13 protein-coding genes are annotated in these 18231 nt (G+C 43.8%); 3 read left to right on the top strand and 10 right to left on the bottom strand.

The window, feature by feature from the left end:
* The first annotated feature begins 204 nt into the window (after window positions 1–204).
* The 3 genes from I6E83_RS02460 (at window position 205) to I6E83_RS02450 (ending at window position 4366) form a co-directional block, all read left to right on the top strand.
* Window positions 205–2685 (top strand): YgiQ family radical SAM protein, encoded by a 2481-nt coding sequence (locus tag I6E83_RS02460; RefSeq protein WP_197099829.1) that lies wholly within the window; start codon window positions 205–207, stop codon window positions 2683–2685.
* Between the two features lie 314 nt (window positions 2686–2999).
* A complete protein-coding gene (locus tag I6E83_RS02455) occupies window positions 3000–3428 on the top strand; it encodes a hypothetical protein (RefSeq protein WP_197099828.1) in 429 nt (142 codons plus the stop codon).
* A 338-nt stretch (window positions 3429–3766) separates the two neighbouring features.
* Window positions 3767–4366 carry a hypothetical protein gene (locus I6E83_RS02450; RefSeq protein WP_227680771.1) on the top strand — a complete coding sequence of 200 codons (600 nt, stop codon included), beginning with the start codon at window positions 3767–3769 and terminating at the stop codon, window positions 4364–4366.
* 15 nt (window positions 4367–4381) lie between these two features.
* On the opposite strand, the gene I6E83_RS02445 is transcribed toward I6E83_RS02450, so the two are convergent.
* The 10 genes from I6E83_RS02445 to I6E83_RS02400 all read right to left on the bottom strand — a co-directional run bounded on the left by I6E83_RS02445 (window position 4382) and on the right by I6E83_RS02400 (window position 18039).
* The gene (locus I6E83_RS02445; RefSeq protein WP_197099827.1) at window positions 4382–4726 is read right to left on the bottom strand and encodes a hypothetical protein; all 345 of its coding nucleotides are present in this window, start codon (window positions 4724–4726) and stop codon (window positions 4382–4384) included.
* A gap of 70 nt (window positions 4727–4796) precedes the next feature.
* Window positions 4797–5210, bottom strand: coding sequence for a hypothetical protein (locus I6E83_RS02440; RefSeq protein WP_197099826.1), 414 nt, complete (start codon window positions 5208–5210; stop codon window positions 4797–4799).
* Window positions 5173–5520 (bottom strand): hypothetical protein, encoded by a 348-nt coding sequence (locus I6E83_RS02435; protein ID WP_197099825.1) that lies wholly within the window; start codon window positions 5518–5520, stop codon window positions 5173–5175. The genes I6E83_RS02440 and I6E83_RS02435 overlap by 38 nt, the downstream gene beginning before the upstream one ends.
* Window positions 5521–5654: 134 nt before the next feature.
* Window positions 5655–6602 carry a hypothetical protein gene (locus tag I6E83_RS02430; RefSeq protein ID WP_197099824.1) on the bottom strand — a complete coding sequence of 316 codons (948 nt, stop codon included), beginning with the start codon at window positions 6600–6602 and terminating at the stop codon, window positions 5655–5657.
* A gap of 483 nt (window positions 6603–7085) precedes the next feature.
* Window positions 7086–9161, bottom strand: a complete 2076-nt coding sequence (gene ligA / locus I6E83_RS02425) for an NAD-dependent DNA ligase LigA (protein ID WP_197099823.1) — start codon at window positions 9159–9161, stop codon at window positions 7086–7088.
* A gap of 396 nt (window positions 9162–9557) precedes the next feature.
* Window positions 9558–10589: a cell division protein ZipA C-terminal FtsZ-binding domain-containing protein gene (locus tag I6E83_RS02420; RefSeq protein WP_197099822.1), complete on the bottom strand. Its 1032-nt coding sequence runs from the start codon at window positions 10587–10589 to the stop codon at window positions 9558–9560.
* A 296-nt stretch (window positions 10590–10885) separates the two neighbouring features.
* Window positions 10886–14869, bottom strand: a complete 3984-nt coding sequence (locus I6E83_RS02415; protein WP_197099821.1) for an AAA family ATPase — start codon at window positions 14867–14869, stop codon at window positions 10886–10888.
* Between the two features lie 66 nt (window positions 14870–14935).
* On the bottom strand, window positions 14936–15877 hold the full coding sequence (locus I6E83_RS02410; RefSeq protein ID WP_197099820.1) for a hypothetical protein: 942 nt from the start codon (window positions 15875–15877) through the stop codon (window positions 14936–14938).
* 340 nt (window positions 15878–16217) lie between these two features.
* Window positions 16218–17210 carry an STM4504/CBY_0614 family protein gene (locus I6E83_RS02405; protein ID WP_197099819.1) on the bottom strand — a complete coding sequence of 331 codons (993 nt, stop codon included), beginning with the start codon at window positions 17208–17210 and terminating at the stop codon, window positions 16218–16220.
* A gap of 25 nt (window positions 17211–17235) precedes the next feature.
* Window positions 17236–18039 (bottom strand): sulfite exporter TauE/SafE family protein, encoded by an 804-nt coding sequence (locus I6E83_RS02400; protein ID WP_197099899.1) that lies wholly within the window; start codon window positions 18037–18039, stop codon window positions 17236–17238.
* Window positions 18040–18231 lie beyond the last annotated feature (192 nt).

Here is an 18231-nt window from a genome sequence, read left to right as displayed (position 1 = left end):
CAAAAAGGTTTCTAACAATTTAGGAACCTTTTTACTTATAGATTATTCCACACTATCAATAACTTATCATTAATCGCCCATCGTAGAATAGGTCGCATAGTGAGTTGGATTCATGTTAAAATGAGCGCTTTTAAATGAGCCGTTAATATTTTTAATAAATAACGGCTTTTTTTAGTGCCATTTTTCTATTCAACAGGTCCGCCCATGTCTGCCGATACCATCGCCCGCACCGCCTTTAAACAAGGCACAAAACCTCTTTTCGATTACGACAAACACTGGGCGAGCTGCTACGAGCCTGCGCCCTATCTGCCTATGAGTCGCAAAGAGATGGATGATTTGGGCTGGGACGCCTGTGATGTCATCATCATTTCAGGTGACGCTTATGTCGATCACCCAAGCTTTGGTATGGCGATCATCGGTCGTCTATTAGAGTCGCAAGGGTTTCGCGTGGGTATCATTGCTCAGCCAGATTGGAAGAGCAAAGACGCCTTTATGGAACTGGGCAAACCTGTCTATGCTTACGGCGTGACCGCAGGCAACATGGATAGCATGATTAACCGCTATACCGCTGATCGCAAGATTCGTAGCGATGACGCTTATTCACCAGGTAACGTGGCCAATAAGCGCCCTGACCGTGCCGCTATCGTTTACAGCCAGCGCTGCCGCGAAGCATATCCTGACGTGCCAATCATCTTAGGCGGTATCGAAGGCAGTCTACGCCGTATCGCTCATTATGATTACTGGTCGGATAAAGTCCGTCGTAGTATCTTGATGGATGCCCGTGCCGATGTTTTATTGTACGGTAATGCTGAACGCGCCATCGTCGATGTGGTACATGGTTTGTCTAAAGGCTATAGCTTTGAGCAAATGAGTAAGCTACGTGGTACGTCATATCTATTGACACCAACACGGCGCCATTGGCAAGACGATATGACCGAAGTCGCCAGTAATGATGTCGATACGGTCGGTCGTGTTGATCCGATTATCAACCCTTACGTCATGACTGAAGACGTCGATCAATGCTCTATCGAGCAAGAAAAACCGAGCGACTCGCCTGTTGGCCAAGCCATGTCTTCAATGTCATCGCAGTATCAGGGTTTCGTCGCTGAACCGGTCACCAATAAAATCATCAATGCTGACCAAGTGGATGAAGAGACGCAAGTGGTACAAATGCGCGGCTTTGATACTGCTGAGGGAAGAAACAATAAGCCGATGACGGCGCGCAAGCATAAGCTAAAAATGCCGCCACGTGAACAAACCGTCATTCGTCTGCCTGATTATGAGCACGTCAAATCTGACCCAGTGCTTTATGCTCATGCTAGCCGTATCTTGCATCTTGAGACCAATCCAGGTAATGCCCGTGCGCTAGTACAGCGTCACAGCAGCGGTGCAGGCAACTCACACACCTCAATTGACGTGTGGTTGAATCCGCCACCAGTGCCACTATCAACCGAAGAAATGGATTACGTCTTTGACTTGCCGTATGCCCGCTTGCCACACCCAAGCTATGGCGATGCGCGTATCCCTGCTTATGACATGATTAAGTTTTCGGTCAATATCATGCGTGGTTGTTTCGGTGGTTGTACGTTCTGCTCGATCACTGAGCATGAAGGTCGCATTATTCAAAGCCGCTCAGAAGACTCTATCTTGCGCGAAGTAGAAGCCATTCGTGATACCGCTCCTAACTTTACGGGTGTGATATCGGATCTTGGTGGCCCAACAGCAAACATGTACCGCCTAAGCTGTAAAGATGAGACGATTGAGAAGAACTGCCGTAAACCTTCTTGTGTATACCCTGACGTCTGCGAAAACCTAATCACCGATCACAGTAATCTGACTAAATTGTATCGCAAAGCACGTGATATCAAAGGCGTGAAAAAGATTCTGATCGCGTCTGGTTTACGTTATGACTTGGCTGTTAAAGACCCTGAATACGTCAAAGAATTGGTCAGTCATCACGTCGGTGGTTATCTGAAAATTGCGCCAGAGCATTCTGAAGAAGGCGTGCTATCAAAAATGATGAAACCGGGCATGGGCAGCTACGATAAATTCAAAGCCATGTTTGAACAGTACAGCCAAGAAGCAGGCAAAGAGCAATATCTGATTCCTTATTTCATTGCTGCGCATCCAGGCACCAAAGATGAAGACATGATGAATCTTGCTATTTGGCTCAAGAGTCATGGCTACCGCGCTGACCAAGTACAGGCATTCTATCCTAGCCCGATGGCGACGGCGACCACCATGTATCACACGCACAAAGATCCGCTACATAAGGTCAGTCGTGATGAAGGTGACATGGATATCGTCAAATCTGGCAAACAGCGCAAACTGCATAAAGCGTTCTTGCGCTATCATGATCCAAAAAACTGGGTAATGTTGCGTAAAGCACTACAAGATATGGGACGTAGTGACTTGATTGGTAAAAACCGTGGTTGCTTGATTCCACCATTTAATGCCAGTTTAGAAGGTCGCGATGCCGCACAAGACAGCTATCAATCAGCGCGTAAAAAGAACAGTCGTGTTGGCAATGACTCAGTGAAGCGTAGTAATGGCTCGTCAAACAACAGTGTGTCAGCTAAAGGCGCTGCGGGTAAAAACACAGCCAGCAAAAATACCAAAAAGCGTGTCAGCAAGGGTAACTTCCAAACCCAACATACGGGTCTGCCACCGCGCAAAACCAAGTAGCGTTCATGATATAGAAATGCATGCTCAATTCAGAGCATGTTAAGTAAAACAAAAAAGCGTCTATCAACCACTTGTTGATAGACGCTTTTTTATGTGTGTGAGATTGGTTTTAGCTAGTATCATTCTCTACTTTAATTGTCTTCCAAAACACTCACAATGAGACATTACATTAGTCAGCAATTGTGTGACAAAGCAAACATGTAACAAACAATTTCTAACATTTACCTAGGTTTGTTTTGGGTACTATATGGCTATAAGCTTAACGCATACTTAAATATAATTACATGATACCGTCTATATCTTTGGAGAAAACCATGAACACCCTTACCAAAATTGTCGCAGCCCTACCTGCCCTCGCCCTATTAAGCGCTTGTGCGACTACTGCTCCGACTACTCCAAATACATCAGACGTGCCTGAGTCAGATACAACTGCATCAGAGACCATGCCTAGTGCTGCGTACGATCGTATGGCACCAGCGCCTTATACTTGTACTGATGACAGTATCATCACGGCAAAACAATCTATTAATAAGAAACAAGTTATGCTAAACGTGACATTACCTAAAGTAAAATGGGCATCACAGCCAGTTATCCTAAATGGTGATGCGCAAGATCATGTCGCAAGTTATGTCAATGATTCAAGCCCAGACGCGGTCTATGCATGGCACATGAAAGAAGACAAAGGCATCTTCGCTATCAAATGGGCAGATGGTACAGAGTATAACGTCAGCTGCCAAATCTAGTAAAATAATCATAAGTAGAAAGCGCTAGGGCGTGTTCTCAATTCAATCGATAGTTATCTAAATGGGTTAAAAATGGCTAAATCTTGCCAAACGGTGTCAAATAGCTGACTAATATCTCGATATTATCTGCACTATTTTCCTTGTTTGACTGCAATTTATCTCATTTTTATTACCATTTTTAAAATGAGGACACGCCCTAGTACACATTAAACAGTCATCATAAGGTGGCTGTTTTTTTGTGCGCATCTTTATACAATCTGGCTATTTATATAATCTGCCTATCTTATGGATGTTGGTATAACAATCGTTTGTTTACTGCATTTCTATAGAGAACCATAATGAAAGCTGTCAAAATAGCGCATATATACAATACGATGATGATCAATCAAGAGGATACGTCGATGGTTAAGCGCTTAATGAGTACATTGATAATTACGACGGCCAGTATATGGGCGTTAACAGGTTGTGACAACAATACTGAGACGACTGACCAAACCTCTGAAGCTGCTGTCACGACCGCAGAAAGTTCAGAAGTAGCGGAAAACACTGTCGACTGGTCTCTAGTCGCGAGTGGTGAAGCACCTGCTGATATCACCAATTATCAGTATCCGTTTGCGCTCGATAGCCAAAATGTGCAGGACTATGCAGATTACTTTAAAGTGGATAATACTACGGCGCAGCATAATCTGACGGTGAGCATGGCAAGTAACGAGGCATTATCAAAAGCCTTGGATCAGCTGAGTGAGACCTATGTCTCGCATGAGCTAACCGATAGCGAAGACATGACGCTTATCATTCATACCACGCCCGACATCGCTGCCAGTAGCTATGACTATGTGTTTGCTGATGATTTCGCTAAAGGGTTGGTGCTACCTATCGTGATTGTGCCAGATGGTAAGAAAGGTGATGTGAAGGCGCATAGTGAGATGGCGGAGTAGAGATTAAAATTGATACTAATCATTCATATATGATGTATCAGATACTTGTCCATTCTCTTCATAATTAACAAAACAGGTCGACTTCCCCATGGTTTTAGTATCAGATATTAAGACTTTGGATTGAATGTTTTCTGAATATTCAAAATTATTGTCGTCAGCTTGTTGTTTGATATGTTGTATTAAATCACCTTTGTTAATGGAATCACAAAAATTCTGCATTTTTTTAGGGTAATACGTAAAGGCAAAAGCAGAATATAAGAGAGCACAAGTCATAACTATTGTGGTGATACTTCCAGCATAAAGCAGCAGGTTTTTAATCATATTGCCCACTTTTTTTATCAAAAAAGCTATCTTTTGCATTGCGGTAATTACCTAAAAATTTATGCCAACTGACCAGTGTACTTCATAATAAATTAAATATAAAAACCAGTTACTTGATGACGCAACGAAACAAAGCGAGCGCTTGCTGCTTGATCCCTGAACCTAATAAAGCACTGACTAACTCGTCTGAGAAAAATAAAGATTTTCGTAATACAGGGTCATGCCATAGGTCTACCTCGCACTCTTGTGCTGTAGCATTCAGCTGGATACCATCATCAGTTGGTTCCCGTATTAAATGCGTGGGTAGCTTTGTAGCATCAGAGGAGGCTTTAATTCCTCTACTTTCTTCAACATTGAGATAGTCACGCGTTTCTGCAATATTGATAAAGTAATAAGGTGTCTGCGATCTCAGCGCCTCTGTCTCAATGTCATAAATATATACTTGACTAAAATGCGTAGCGCCTAGCGTGAACTGACTGATGATGTCATAGCACTGTTGATTGAATAATAAATACCCCCCCAATAATATTGAACATTAGTTCATCAGACTTAGGTAGTTTCTCATTTGGCTTGATAAATACCTTACTAGGCATATGGTGAGTATTAATATATTCACCTTTAGAGCAACTTTTACAAAAGACCAGATCCATCTCGTTGATGTCATAGTATTTCTGCTCTTCACATTTCTCTATTACATTAGATTTTTTCTTCTTCTCTAATTTGTAAAATTGCACAGCATCAAAAATCTCTGGCAACGTCGCTTTGATACCATAGGTCTCTGTCACATCAAAATTGTTGTAGTTGCATAGCCATACTGCTTTAGTATTGGACATAATTGCTTCCTTAGATAACTAATAGGCTTTGCGAATAAAGTGTAATTATCGTAGGGTACATTTTTTACATTTCACGCAGTAGGTTTCGCTGGGCTCACCCTACGCTAACTATATTGATAAAACATAGAATTTTCCTAATTAATTGTTTTTAGTGTTTCAGATGATGTAGGGACAATATAATCTCTAATAGTGTTATCGATTTTTGCATATATTTGATCAATAAATGGCACTGCATCTCCAAAAATTTTTACTTCTAAAGTCAATACCGTATTGTCCGTGACGATGTAATATAGACCCTCGCAATAACCATACCCTCCATTAGAAAGTTTTGTTTGTACAAACCTTTCTCTCAAATCTGTATTATCAGAAATATTTTCAGGCATCTCAACACTCAGTCGGCATTCGACAACATAAGGTTGATTAGTTAAAGGATTTTTCGAATTCATTACTCCATAGCCATATTTATCGAAAGGAGGCCATAGACCGTTATTTTTTTCATATTCAATATATTTTGCATTAGGATAAAACCATAGTGGGTAATGCTGCATTTTCAATTGAGGTGTATAGCGTTTTAGATCAGTTTGACTTTTTAATTTTTCTGCCGCCGCTTTTGCATTTACAGATGATGGCAATAAATCAATTACTCTAATCTCTATAATTTTTTGTTGACTGACTGGCACTAAACCTACATAACCAGCTTCATCTGCTTGAGAAGGATAGCCTTTGCTATGGTATCTCAACAATTCACCCTCAGAATAAATATAACCTAGTGAGATATCTATAGGTTCACACCTCTCAGAATCTGCTCTCTTCCTTGCGCCTTCAAATCTCATTGCATCAGTCGGTATTTTTAAAGCAGTTTGATCCTGTTGAACTTGAATGATAATAAATTTCTTTCGGTATAATTTTAGTCTACAGCGTACAGGGGCACTTGGATTACCAAATGGATAGGGAGAGTCCGCATATTGAGTCCCAAAGCCGCCCGTCATCATCTCATTGCCTTTTTGTTCTTTATCCAAGACAATCGATAACGGTAAGGCTGTGAATAGCAATAGAAATGATATAAAGAATATTTTTTTCATAGTATAGGCATGCTTATTTTTAATGCACGTAATCGAGAGTGATAGAGTGCGATCAGCGCACCAATGTACTCAGCATATAATGCTTTAAACTCAAAAATCCGTTTCTTAAAGGTGCGCTGGGCGCACCCTACTCAAAAATGTGCCAAATGCTTATTCTTGCGCGAAGGAGTAAAGCAACCGTAACTCTCTACTAAAGCTGAAGACGAAAACTGTAGGCGAGGGACGAGCACCGAGTGAATCATTAAAGAAAGACGGCTCATGACCCGCATATTTGCCCACTATTAAAGCAAGCGATGCTGAGGCCATGCTTTTAAATCTTTATCTTTTGTTCTTGCGCTAGGGACGAGCATGTTATTAAGGTATGACCTAACCAGTAAATCCCCTTTAAGGGATTTGCACTTGCGAACCTGAGGAGGAATAAGCAAAACACTGTTTTGCCCGACGCAAGACAAGAGCTATGCTCCCAGTTAGCAGTGCGATTTTTTAACGGTTCTCATCCCCAACCAAATCTAAAAACTCTTCCTCACCCACGATTTTCACACCCAGTTTTTCTGCTTTAATTAGTTTAGAGCCAGCTTTATCCCCTGCAAGTAGCGCAGTCGTTTTGGCTGAGATGCTGCCCGACACTTTTGCACCCAGTGCTTGTAGTTTGGCTTTGGCTTCATCACGTGCCATTTTCTCCAGCGCACCCGTAATGACCCACGTCTGCCCATCGAGTGGCAAGTCTCCAGCAGCTTTTTGCTCGACCTTATCCCAATAGACACCTGCTTCAAGCAAAGAATTAATCACTTCAATATTATGCGGCGCACGGAAGAACTCGTAGGCAAGCTCGGCAGTGATAGTGCCTACGTCAGGGGTTTTAATCAGGGTTTCGATACTGGCTGCCATCAGGCGATCGAGGTCACCAAATTGCTGTGCAAAGTTTTGTGCCGTCCCCTCACCCACACCGCGAATACCAAGTGCATAGATAAAGCGAGCCAATGTCGTGTGCTTGCTGGCTTCGATAGCACTGATGATATTCTGTACGGATTTTTCGCCCAATTTTTCTAGCGTGACGAGCTCGTCCGTATGATTGTGCAATTGATAAATATCTGCAACCGTCTTGACCAAGCCATGCTCAAAGAAACTAATGAGCCAACTTGCGCCAAGCCCATCGATATCCATGGCACGGCGTGAGACAAAGTGAATCAAGGCTTCTTGCTGCTGCGCGGGACAAAATAGGCCGCCAGTACAGCGTGCCAATGCTTCATCTTCAGGCAGCACCACTGGAGAGTCGCAGACAGGACAAGTAGACGGTAGCGTCACTGGTGTTGAATCTGCTGAACGCTGGTCGTGCCACACGCGAGTGACTTTGGGGATAACATCACCAGCACGATGGACACTAACCATATCGCCTGCACGCACATCTAAACGCTGAATCTCACCAAAGTTATGTAGAGTGACATTACTGACGGTGACGCCGCCTACTTTGACGGGTTCTAATTTACCGACTGGTGTGATTTGTCCGGTACGTCCGACTTGCCATTCGATATCGTTTAGACGCGTCATGACCGTTTCGGCAGGGAATTTATAAGCGGTGGCCCAACGCGGCTCGCGTGATAGAAACCCTAGCTGCTGCTGCAATGACAGGTTATTTACTTTAATCACCATGCCGTCGATTTCAAACGGCAAATCACTACGCATATCGATCACTGACTCATAGTAAGTCTGTGCCGCGCGTGGATTTGCGACCACTTCTACTGCACTGACGGTAAAGCCAATGGTTTTTAGCCACGCCAAGCCTGCTGATTGCGTTTCGATGGTCTCGGGCAATCCCTGATTGATAGAATAAGCATAGAACGCCAGTGGACGACTGGCTGCCACACTGGGATCGAGCTGACGCAGGCTACCAGCAGCGGCGTTACGTGGATTGGCAAAAGTTTTATTTTCGCTCTCTTCTGCTAAGCGGTTGAGACGATCAAAACCTGCCTTGGGCATCAATACTTCACCGCGAACTTCTAGCAACTCGATGTCAGCAGCATCCGCGAGCCAAAGTGGTAAGTTGCGAATGGTCTTGGTATTTTGGGTAATATCCTCGCCCGTTTGCCCATCACCGCGCGTGACGGCTTGCACAAACTTGCCATGCTCGTATTTTAGCGATACGGCCAATCCATCGAGCTTTAGCTCCATCTCATATTCGGGGTTTTTCTGTGCATCATTTAGACGGTCGTTGACGCGGCGCATAAACGTATGTAATTCGTCATAGTCAAAGACGTTGCCCAATGACAGCATCGGAATGTCATGAGTCACTTGGGTAAAGGCAGATAGCGGCATATCACCGACTTGATTGATGGGACTGTCCGGCTGTATAAGCTCTGGATGTGACTCTTCTAACGCGACCAAGGAGCGACGCAACTGATCGTATTCGCTGTCTTCTAAGATCGGATTATCGAGTACATAATAAACATAGTTGTGTGTTTTGATGGCGTCGATAAGTGTGCGCATCTGGGCAATGATTTGCGCAGTAGCATTTTGAGTAGTTTTAGTTTGAGCAGCGGTCGGTACGATAGAATCAGTCATAGTCAGCGTCTTTTCTTTGCAATTCAAGATGCCAATATGATAACAATTTTGTGAGAGACTCGGTATAGTCAATCCCATATAAATCAGATACTGTGTCAGGCTCGCTCAGTCTACTAGGTGTAGTACTTTCACTCACCTTCCTTGTATCTAAATTATAGTCAAATCCATATAAATCCGATACATCGTCATCCTCACTAACCATACTAATGTATAGCTTACACTCGGCTTCCTTGTATCGAAAATATTTGGAATCAACTATATCTTGAACCGACTCTAGCATTTTGCAGAAATGAACGCGCATTAAAAAAGGCAAATAACGTCAATCGCTATTTGCCTTTTATACTACTTCTAATATTAACCAGCTCTTATTTTCCGTAACCTTTAGCCTTCAAGCTTTTAGCCTTCATAGTCGCGAACTTGGTTGCGTAGCTGCTGCTTATACTCAGAGGTGATTGGTTCGTTCTCTTCATCTAACATAATCGCGTCCAAATCACTGGCCATCATATAGGCAATGCTCATCATGCTATCGAAGCTACGCAGGGCTTGCGGATGCGGTAAAGATAAGAATACCACCACGCCATGATAGGTATTGGTCGCTACGCTATGCGGATCAAAAGGCGCGATACCGCTATCGGTGATGCCCATCATGCTAAACCACAGCATACCTGTGCCGTCTTTTTTCTCATAACGATGGAACATATTCATCGCGCCATAACGCAAACCGTACTTATCAATTAACTTCAATAAATCACGACCACGGATAATCGCGGTTGGACGATCACGATATTGGTGCGGCAAGATGGTGATGTTGATGTTGTCTTTAGCATTAATCAATGGACCATTTTGCGCTTCGTCAACAGGCTCTGACAAATGCTGATCGAGAATCGGACTATTATTATCAAAACTCGGCTCTTCTACCGTATCAATCGATGGCATCAGACTGTCTGTCGCCGACATCAAGCTAGAAAATGCATCAGGCTCTTGCTCGGCATTTATCTGCTCAGATGCTGCTGCAAACTCAGTATTCTGCTGCTCATCCTGCCAGCGTTCATAGCTGTCATCTTCAACCATGTCTCTGTGATCGTCATTTAACTCACTGATGATATCGTTATGTCCAGCCGTTTGCTGTGCATCGACATTCACATCGAAATGGGCATGCGGTTGAGTCAATGTATCTTCTTCAACGACCGCATTGAGATAGCTGCGATCAGGTGCAATACTGGTCTCACCTGCGACGGTGTCATCAAGATCTGGCTGATCCACGAGATTACGCTCATGTCGCGGTATGATGGGAATACCGTTTTTATCATAGTTGACCGCCATCGCTTCAGCGCTGTTGCGGCGCTTAAAACTACGAATGACCATAAACAGCCCTGCAAGCATGATAAATGCGGCAATGGCGATCAATATAAACTGAATAGCGGTCATGAGAAATACATCCTAATATATGACAAAAGGGAATACACAAGAGGCGACAAATGGCAATAGTCTAGCATGGCTAATTAAGCTCGTCACCATATAGTCATCGTTTACCGTCAGCCCGACATACTTGCGTAACGTTACCACCTCAACTTCAACTATACCACTAGCAGTGGCCTGCCAGTTATAGTTGAATTTAAATAATTTCGATACAAGGAAACCGAGTGCAAGTTATACATTAGTATGCTTAGCGAGGATAACGATGTAGCGGATTTATATAGATTTGACTATATCAGTTATTTGAGCTACTCGGTAATATAGCGTTCGGCTTCATCTAACGAGACACTGACTAACGTAGAAACACCTGCGCTTGGCATGGTAATGCCTTTTAGCTCGTCAGCAATCTGCATCGTCAGTTTGTTATGACTGATAAAAATAAATTGTAAATCATCTGCCAGCTCATGAATCAAACTGGTAAAGCGTTCGACGTTGGCATCATCAAGTGGTGCATCAACTTCATCTAGTACACAGAATGGTGCGGGATGCTGCTTGAATATCGCAAAAATCAAGCTCAACGCGGTTAGGGTTTTTTCACCGCCTGACAGCACAGCTAGGCGACTATTACGCTTACCTTTTGGTTGTGCCATCAAGGTCAGCCCTGCCCGCCACTGCTCTGATTTTGGCGCATTAACAGGCATATCGTCAGTATTGAGCGTTAAACTGGCTTGACCACCGCCGAATACTTTGGCAAATAAGTTAGCAAGCTCAGTATTAACGGCATCGAGCGTCTGCATAAACAGTGTCTTAGTCGTCTCATCAATAGACTCAATCGCTGCCGTCAACGTCTGCATACTAGCCGCAATATCTGCTGTTTGCTGCGCCAATGGCTCTAGACGTTCATTGACCTCAGCCAACTCTGCCACTGCAGCGAGATTAACTGGGCCGATTTTGCCTAGTTGCTGCTCAAGCGTGGCGCGTTCAGACTCCAGCTCTGCGATTTTATCTGGACGCACACGGCGATCATGCGCGATAAAATCCGCGAGCAAGTTTGAGACGCTCATCACTTGTTGCTGATGCTGCTGGGCTAGCTCTGATGCTGCTTTATATTTATGACTCACCTTATAGTACGCTTCTAAAGCGTCATGAGTATGAGTGCTCGCATCGTCCAAACGCGCCATGCTTAGTGCCAACTCAGTAGCATGATTTGCAAGCTTACCCTGCTGAACTTGTAGCGTATTTTGCACGCTATCCAACGCTGTCTGCTGCTGAGCATACTCTTGCTTTAGCGCAGCCAATGCCGTATCACGCTCGGTCAATAACACCTGCTGCTTATCTCGTGCTGTCTGCGCCATTTGTAATGCTGCTTGCAAGTCTGGTAGCTTATCCTGCTGCTTCTGATGACTCGCTTTTAGCTGCTGCTCGCTCTGTAGCGATTGGTCGTATTGCACAGTTGCTCGTGCAAGGCTACTGACACTATGCTCTAGGCGCATCTCGCTCTGCTGGATACGCAGCTGCAATGCTTGCCATGCATCATCATCGGCTTGGCGCATCCGATTTAGCTCACTGCGTTCAGCCTGTAGTTGCTGACTGGTCGCGCGGGCATCGGATACTTGTGGCGTTAACGCTACTATTTGACTTTGAATATCTTGCTGCTCATGAGTGAGCGCTTGTCTCTCTTGATCTAACTCTTGCTGCTCTTGCTCAAGGGTATATTTATCCGCCATAAGACGCTGGCTATCTGCTTGCAGACGCTCAGCATTGGCACGCTGAGTCGTTAGCTGCTGCTGGTATTTATGTTTATCACGGGTGAGCTGATCTGCTTGTGCACGCGTTTCTTCTAGATTGACCGTTAACGCATCATAGTCACGTTGATTCTTTGCAATGGTCTTTTGCGTAGCTTGTATTTTGGTTTCAAACTCATCTAGCAAATCTTCTAGTGCTTGCAAACGGCTACGCTGCTGCAATCGCTGTGTTAAAAACTGGCTATTACTCTCACCTTGACCATCTTGCTCACCTGTAAACTTACTCAGGTTAATCGTACCCTGACGACTAATAAGCCAACCGTCAGTTGTTAGCAGAATGGCTGACGATGGCAACGCTTTTAAGATATCTGAAAAGTCTTCAAGAGTCTGCTGACTGGTTGCTTCTGATTGCGCAATATACAAGTAGCACTGCTGCCAGAGCGCTAATGCAGGCTGCTTAATCAGCTGTGACAATGGCAAGACTTTATCAATTAAGCTATCTGGCAAATGGTTGATAAATGGCGTTGTAGCTGCCTCATTCTTGGCAGATAACCACAAGCTATGACCGTTCTCTACCGAATACTGACCTTCTGTATTAGCCTGCTCATTTTGTGCTATTTGATAAGTAACGATATCCGATAGGTCACTCTCAAGCACTTGCCATAAGCTGTTCGCTTTCTCAATATCACTGCTCACATCATCAACGTTTAATTGATTAGATTGGTTAGAGATTAGTACATGACTGTCTAGCCATAACGCCAAGACACTATCAAGTAGCGCGGCGTGCTGCTGTCCTTTTTCACTCAGCTCAATCTGCTCACGCAAAGTGGTAATGGCCAATTCGTTATAGCGATTGACGACATTACTTTCCGAGCTAGTTTCTAGATTAGCCGCTGTAGAGACAGAGGCTTGCTGTTGATTTTGCGGCGTAGGTTTTGGATGCAATATCTGATGCAGAGTATCATATTCACTGGCCAATACCGCGTGACGCTTCTCATGCTCACTCAACTCACGTTGCTGCATATTCAAGCGCTGCTGTAAATCATGCGCTTGCGGTTGTAGTTCCGACAGACGCTCATCGACGCTGTCTTGTTGGCGCTCTATCTGCTGCAACTGTTTATTCAGCTCTGCAACTTGCGTCTCTAATGTCTGCTGTAGGTTTTGTGCATCCGTTGGCGCTTGTTCATCAGAGCGCTTATCAAATTCTTTATCAAAACCCTTATTATTGCTAGATGCTGATAATGACTGCTGTAATTGCTGCCATAGATTTTGCCAGTTTTGCTGGCGGCGCTGCCATTTTTCATGGTTCTGCTGATGGCGTTTTTGTGCTTGGCTATTGATGGCTTGCTGCTGTTCAAGCATGCGCGAATTATCTTGCAAGCGTGATAGCTGGTTTTGCGCGTCATGCCATGCACGCTGTAACGGTTGCTCATTGCATTTATGCGTGTCGCGTTTATTCGTCAACTCAGTGAGCTGTGGACGTAACGCCTCTAATATATTCTGCTGCTCGGTTTGCTCGGCTTTTAATCGATCAATCTCACCCACTGCTTGCGCGCGTTGCTGATCCAAGCTCGCAAGTTGCTGCGCAATCACGGTCAATTGCGACTTGGCATCGCTCAGCGCGTGCTCAACTTGTTGATAGCCGAGCTGCTGCTGATAGTGAGCGCTTTGAGCATCATCCTTGAGCCATTGCTCTTGGTTAATGTGCGTGGCGAGCTTATCTTGCTGCGCTTTTAACGTCTCATAGTCGGCTTGCAATGTAGCGACTTCGGCAGTGCTGCGCTCATGGGCGATCTTTTGCTGTTGCTGAGTATGCTTGGCTTGATACAACTGCTGAATGGCCAGTTGCTGCTTAATATCAGCAAGTGTTAAGGCCAGCTCTTCATAACGCTGTGCACTGGCGGCTTGCTTCGACAAGCGTTTTTGTTGGCTGACTAACTCGCTTTGCATGTCATGCAGACGGGCTAGGTTCTCTTGTGTTTTTTCTAGCTTCTTTTGCGTTTCTTCGCGGCGCGCTTGATAACGAGACACCCCTGCGGCCTCTTCAATAAACTCACGCAGCTGCATGGGGCTAGATTCGACAATACGCCCTATCATGCCTTGCTCAATCACCGCATAACTACGCGCACCAAGTCCCGTACCCAAAAACACATCGACCACATCACGGCGACGACAACGTGTGCCATTGATAAAGTAATCTGAGCGGCCATCCTTATTTACCTGACGGCGAACGGACAACTCTTGATACAGGTTAAACTCATGACGAATGCCGGTATGCTCATCTTGCGTATGCTCAAATGTCAGCTCGACACTGGCGACACTTTTGGCCGCCTTATCTTGCGTACCAGCAAAGATGACATCACTCATCGCGCCACCGCGTAACTGCTTGGCAGAGGTCTCACCCAGCACCCAGCGAATGGCATCAATCACATTGGATTTGCCACAGCCGTTCGGCCCGACAATGGCGGTGATACCATGGCGGAAGGTAAAAGTCGTTGGATTGGCAAAGGATTTGAAGCCTGCCAGCTTTAGGGATTTTAGACGCATGAAGAATCAGTAAACTTAGCAAAAACAGGCGGCTATTCTACCTGAAATTGTGGTGGGTTTTTAGGGTTAAACAGCTAACTGCATAAACGATTTTGATTCAAGGCTTTGATGAAACCCCTGTAGCAATTTTTGTTCCACTTGGCAGGTGTCATTTTCTGCTAAATATCGATTGTTAAACTCGATAAGAGCGGACCAAGAGATACTTGCCACTTCTAAATGCTCGACTATTTCTAACAGTTCTGTTCTTAGTAGATGCTGATACTTCCTCGGTCTTTTATGACACAACGCCAGCTCTCGGTCTACGAGCGTTTGCTTGTTTTGCTTTAACGCGTCACCACCGATAAATAACAGCAAAAACTTTGCCCCTTTCTCGATAAAGCCTTTCTCTAATAAATGCTCATACATCAAACAGTATTTTAGGATTTGGTCTGGGTTTTTCCGACCAGCGAGCTTTAACTCATTTGCTACTAGCACGTTCGCTTGATGGTTATAGGCTAAGTTATCCATATACATCGCTTTTAGCTCTGTACTGTTTTCAAACATGCCGCTGTTACCATGTGTCGACCATGATCTATTAGGCTCAAAGCTAATAAACTGCTGATAAAATAAATCGAGATAAACATCACTACATAAACTTAAAAAGATATCGAACTCTTTATTCAGATAACCTTCAGAAAAGAACGTTACTCGGCGAACGGCCTCTCTCGCATCACAGATGCCCATCGTTTGCGTTGAATAGGTCTCTAGCTGCTCAGATTCACTCATTTTTTGATTGAGCTTTTTGATGATTGATTGCTCAATCTCTTCTATATTTTTGCCTACAAGCTCAGGATGGGTAGCCCATTCAATGATTTGGCGTACATATTGCTTTTTAGTAATGCCTAAAATACGCTGCGGCTCCCATGCCAAAAACTCTACCATATTAGAGAGGCCTGTCGTCCATGATAACTGCTCTTTTAGATGACTCATTGAGCCGAAAACACGGCGGTATTTTTCTGCAGCTTTCATACTAATCATGTCTCATGGTTTACATACTAGCTTTATAAAGGTTTGTCATTGCTATAGTCATTCCACTATAAAGTATTACAGCGTTAACTTCGCTTGAAGTATCACATATACGTCTACACTCGGTTGCCTTGTACTACTTTTAAATTGAATCGACTATACAACATGTCAATTTTATCTAAGGATTTGAAGCCTGTCAGCTTTAGAGACTTTAGGCGCATAAAGGGTCAATAAACTTAGCAAAAACAGGCGGCTATTCTACCTGAAGTTGGGGTGGGTTTTTAGGGTTTGTGAGTTTTAAAACGGAAAGATTAGAGTGACCCCATGTCACTCGTTATTCAATTTAGTCTAACGATTCTTCAGCTTTGATCAAAAATACAATAGTAGATGCGGTCATATGTAGCACGTACTGAATAAGATGTTCAGGAACTTCTATTTCAGCGTTACCCTTACCATGACCGCTCAATTTATTTCGAGGCGTGCCTATGCTTGAAGTAAGTATATTACTTAATGAACTGAAATGATCTGTCCAAAATTTTGGTATCAATTCATTAGCTAGGCAACAATCAATAAGTCTCTTAGAAGTATCTTTTTTACCATATTCCCAATCACGCTTATCTAGTATAATTTTCATGGTACTTTCAAAAGCTTTGAGACAATCTGTTAGAGCTGAATCGTAACGACCATGACGATAATGTTCATGAGCTTTTAAAAATTCTTCTTGCGCACCTTTATATATTGGATTACTTAGTAGCTGTAAAGCAGGTTTAACCGCTTCTGAATGTACTAGATCCGAGTCTATTCTAATGATTTGACCACTCTCATACTGATAACCTATGCCATGCTCATGAAAGCGTTGATTGAGTTCTAAAACTGCTTGATGAGAGATTTCTTTAGCATTCTCACGCTTACCAAAACTTAACTTGCATGCTTCGTTTTCTATGCTTCCAAAGATTAACTCTATTATTGTAAGAAAATCATCCGTACTATATTCGCTAAAAACAAACTCAAGTATAGCTTGATAACCATCACGTTGAGTTACTTTGTTAGTCTTTCCTTTGAGAGAAAGCCTTCCTTTCTCCCTACAGAAAAGTTTGCAAATATTTCTCATTGCATTATCAGTATGTTGAACTATTATCAATAGATTTCCATTAAAACCCATTGTGCTCTGTTTACTTTTTAATAAGTCCAGAATTTGTATATCATAAAATACATCCATCAAGATATAACTAACCTGAACCCTAAATTCCATTGGAAAATCAGCATATTGATAAGCGTCTAAAGACTCGCTCATCATATTTTTTTGTCTTTTGAAATACAACTCATGCACTGCCATCTTTTATTCCTCAAACTTAAGAAATTTACAACACCCCAATCCCACTCAACAACAACTGCCCGCCAGCAAACACTAACAACACGCCAAACGCACGTTTAAGCATCAGCGCAGGCAATACATGGGCGAGCTTGGCACCGACTTTTGCCATCGCAAAGCTAGCGACTGAGATGCATAAAAATCCCGTGATATGCACAAATCCTATCGTGCCCTCAGGTAGGTTGACCACATCTTGACCGAACCATGCAAACCCTGCCGCGCCAGCCAGCGCAATCGGTAGACCGCAAGCCGCTGACGTACCGACCGATTGTTTCATCGGGAGGCCCGCCCAATTTAAAAACGGCACCGTCAAACTACCGCCACCAATACCGAAGATAGACGACGCCATACCGATGCCTGTACCGGCACCAAATTGTATGCCAGCAGAGGGTAATGGCTTGCCTAACTGTTCTTTGTTAGAGAAAAACAACATTTTTATCGCTACTAAGAGCGCGCCAATACCGATAATGGCTTGTAGTACCTTGCCGTCAATCATATCCGCAACACCTGCACCCACCAGACTACCAACGACCAGACCCAATGCCATTTTTCGCCATACTTCCCAGCGTACACCGCCGCGCTTATTATGAGCAGTGAGCGAGCTAATCGAGGTCACAACGATGGTCGCCAGTGACGTACCAATGGCCAAATGTGTCACGACTTCTGGCGAAAAATCATATGCGGTAAAGATCCATACCAATGCTGGTACGATAATCATGCCGCCACCCACGCCAAACAATCCAGCGCTGACACCAGCGAACGCCCCTGCAATCACAAACCACACATATAGCATCATCGAATTAGCCTTTTATCTTGCTTATATTTTGAACGGTATTTTTTATCTTACTGATTTGCCTGTTTATACATTTAGTGGCATCTTCTTAATTGCATTTGCCAAATCACACCCCAATCTTTATGCTGTCTGTTCGCGAAAACCGTCCAGTATATCAAAGATTATCCCAGCGACATTACTCAAGTAGAATAA

It is taken from the genome of Psychrobacter sp. SZ93C1 (assembly GCF_015864635.1).
In the GTDB taxonomy this organism is placed as follows: domain Bacteria; phylum Pseudomonadota; class Gammaproteobacteria; order Pseudomonadales; family Moraxellaceae; genus Psychrobacter; species Psychrobacter fozii.
This window is presented reverse-complemented; position numbering and strand designations above follow the sequence as displayed.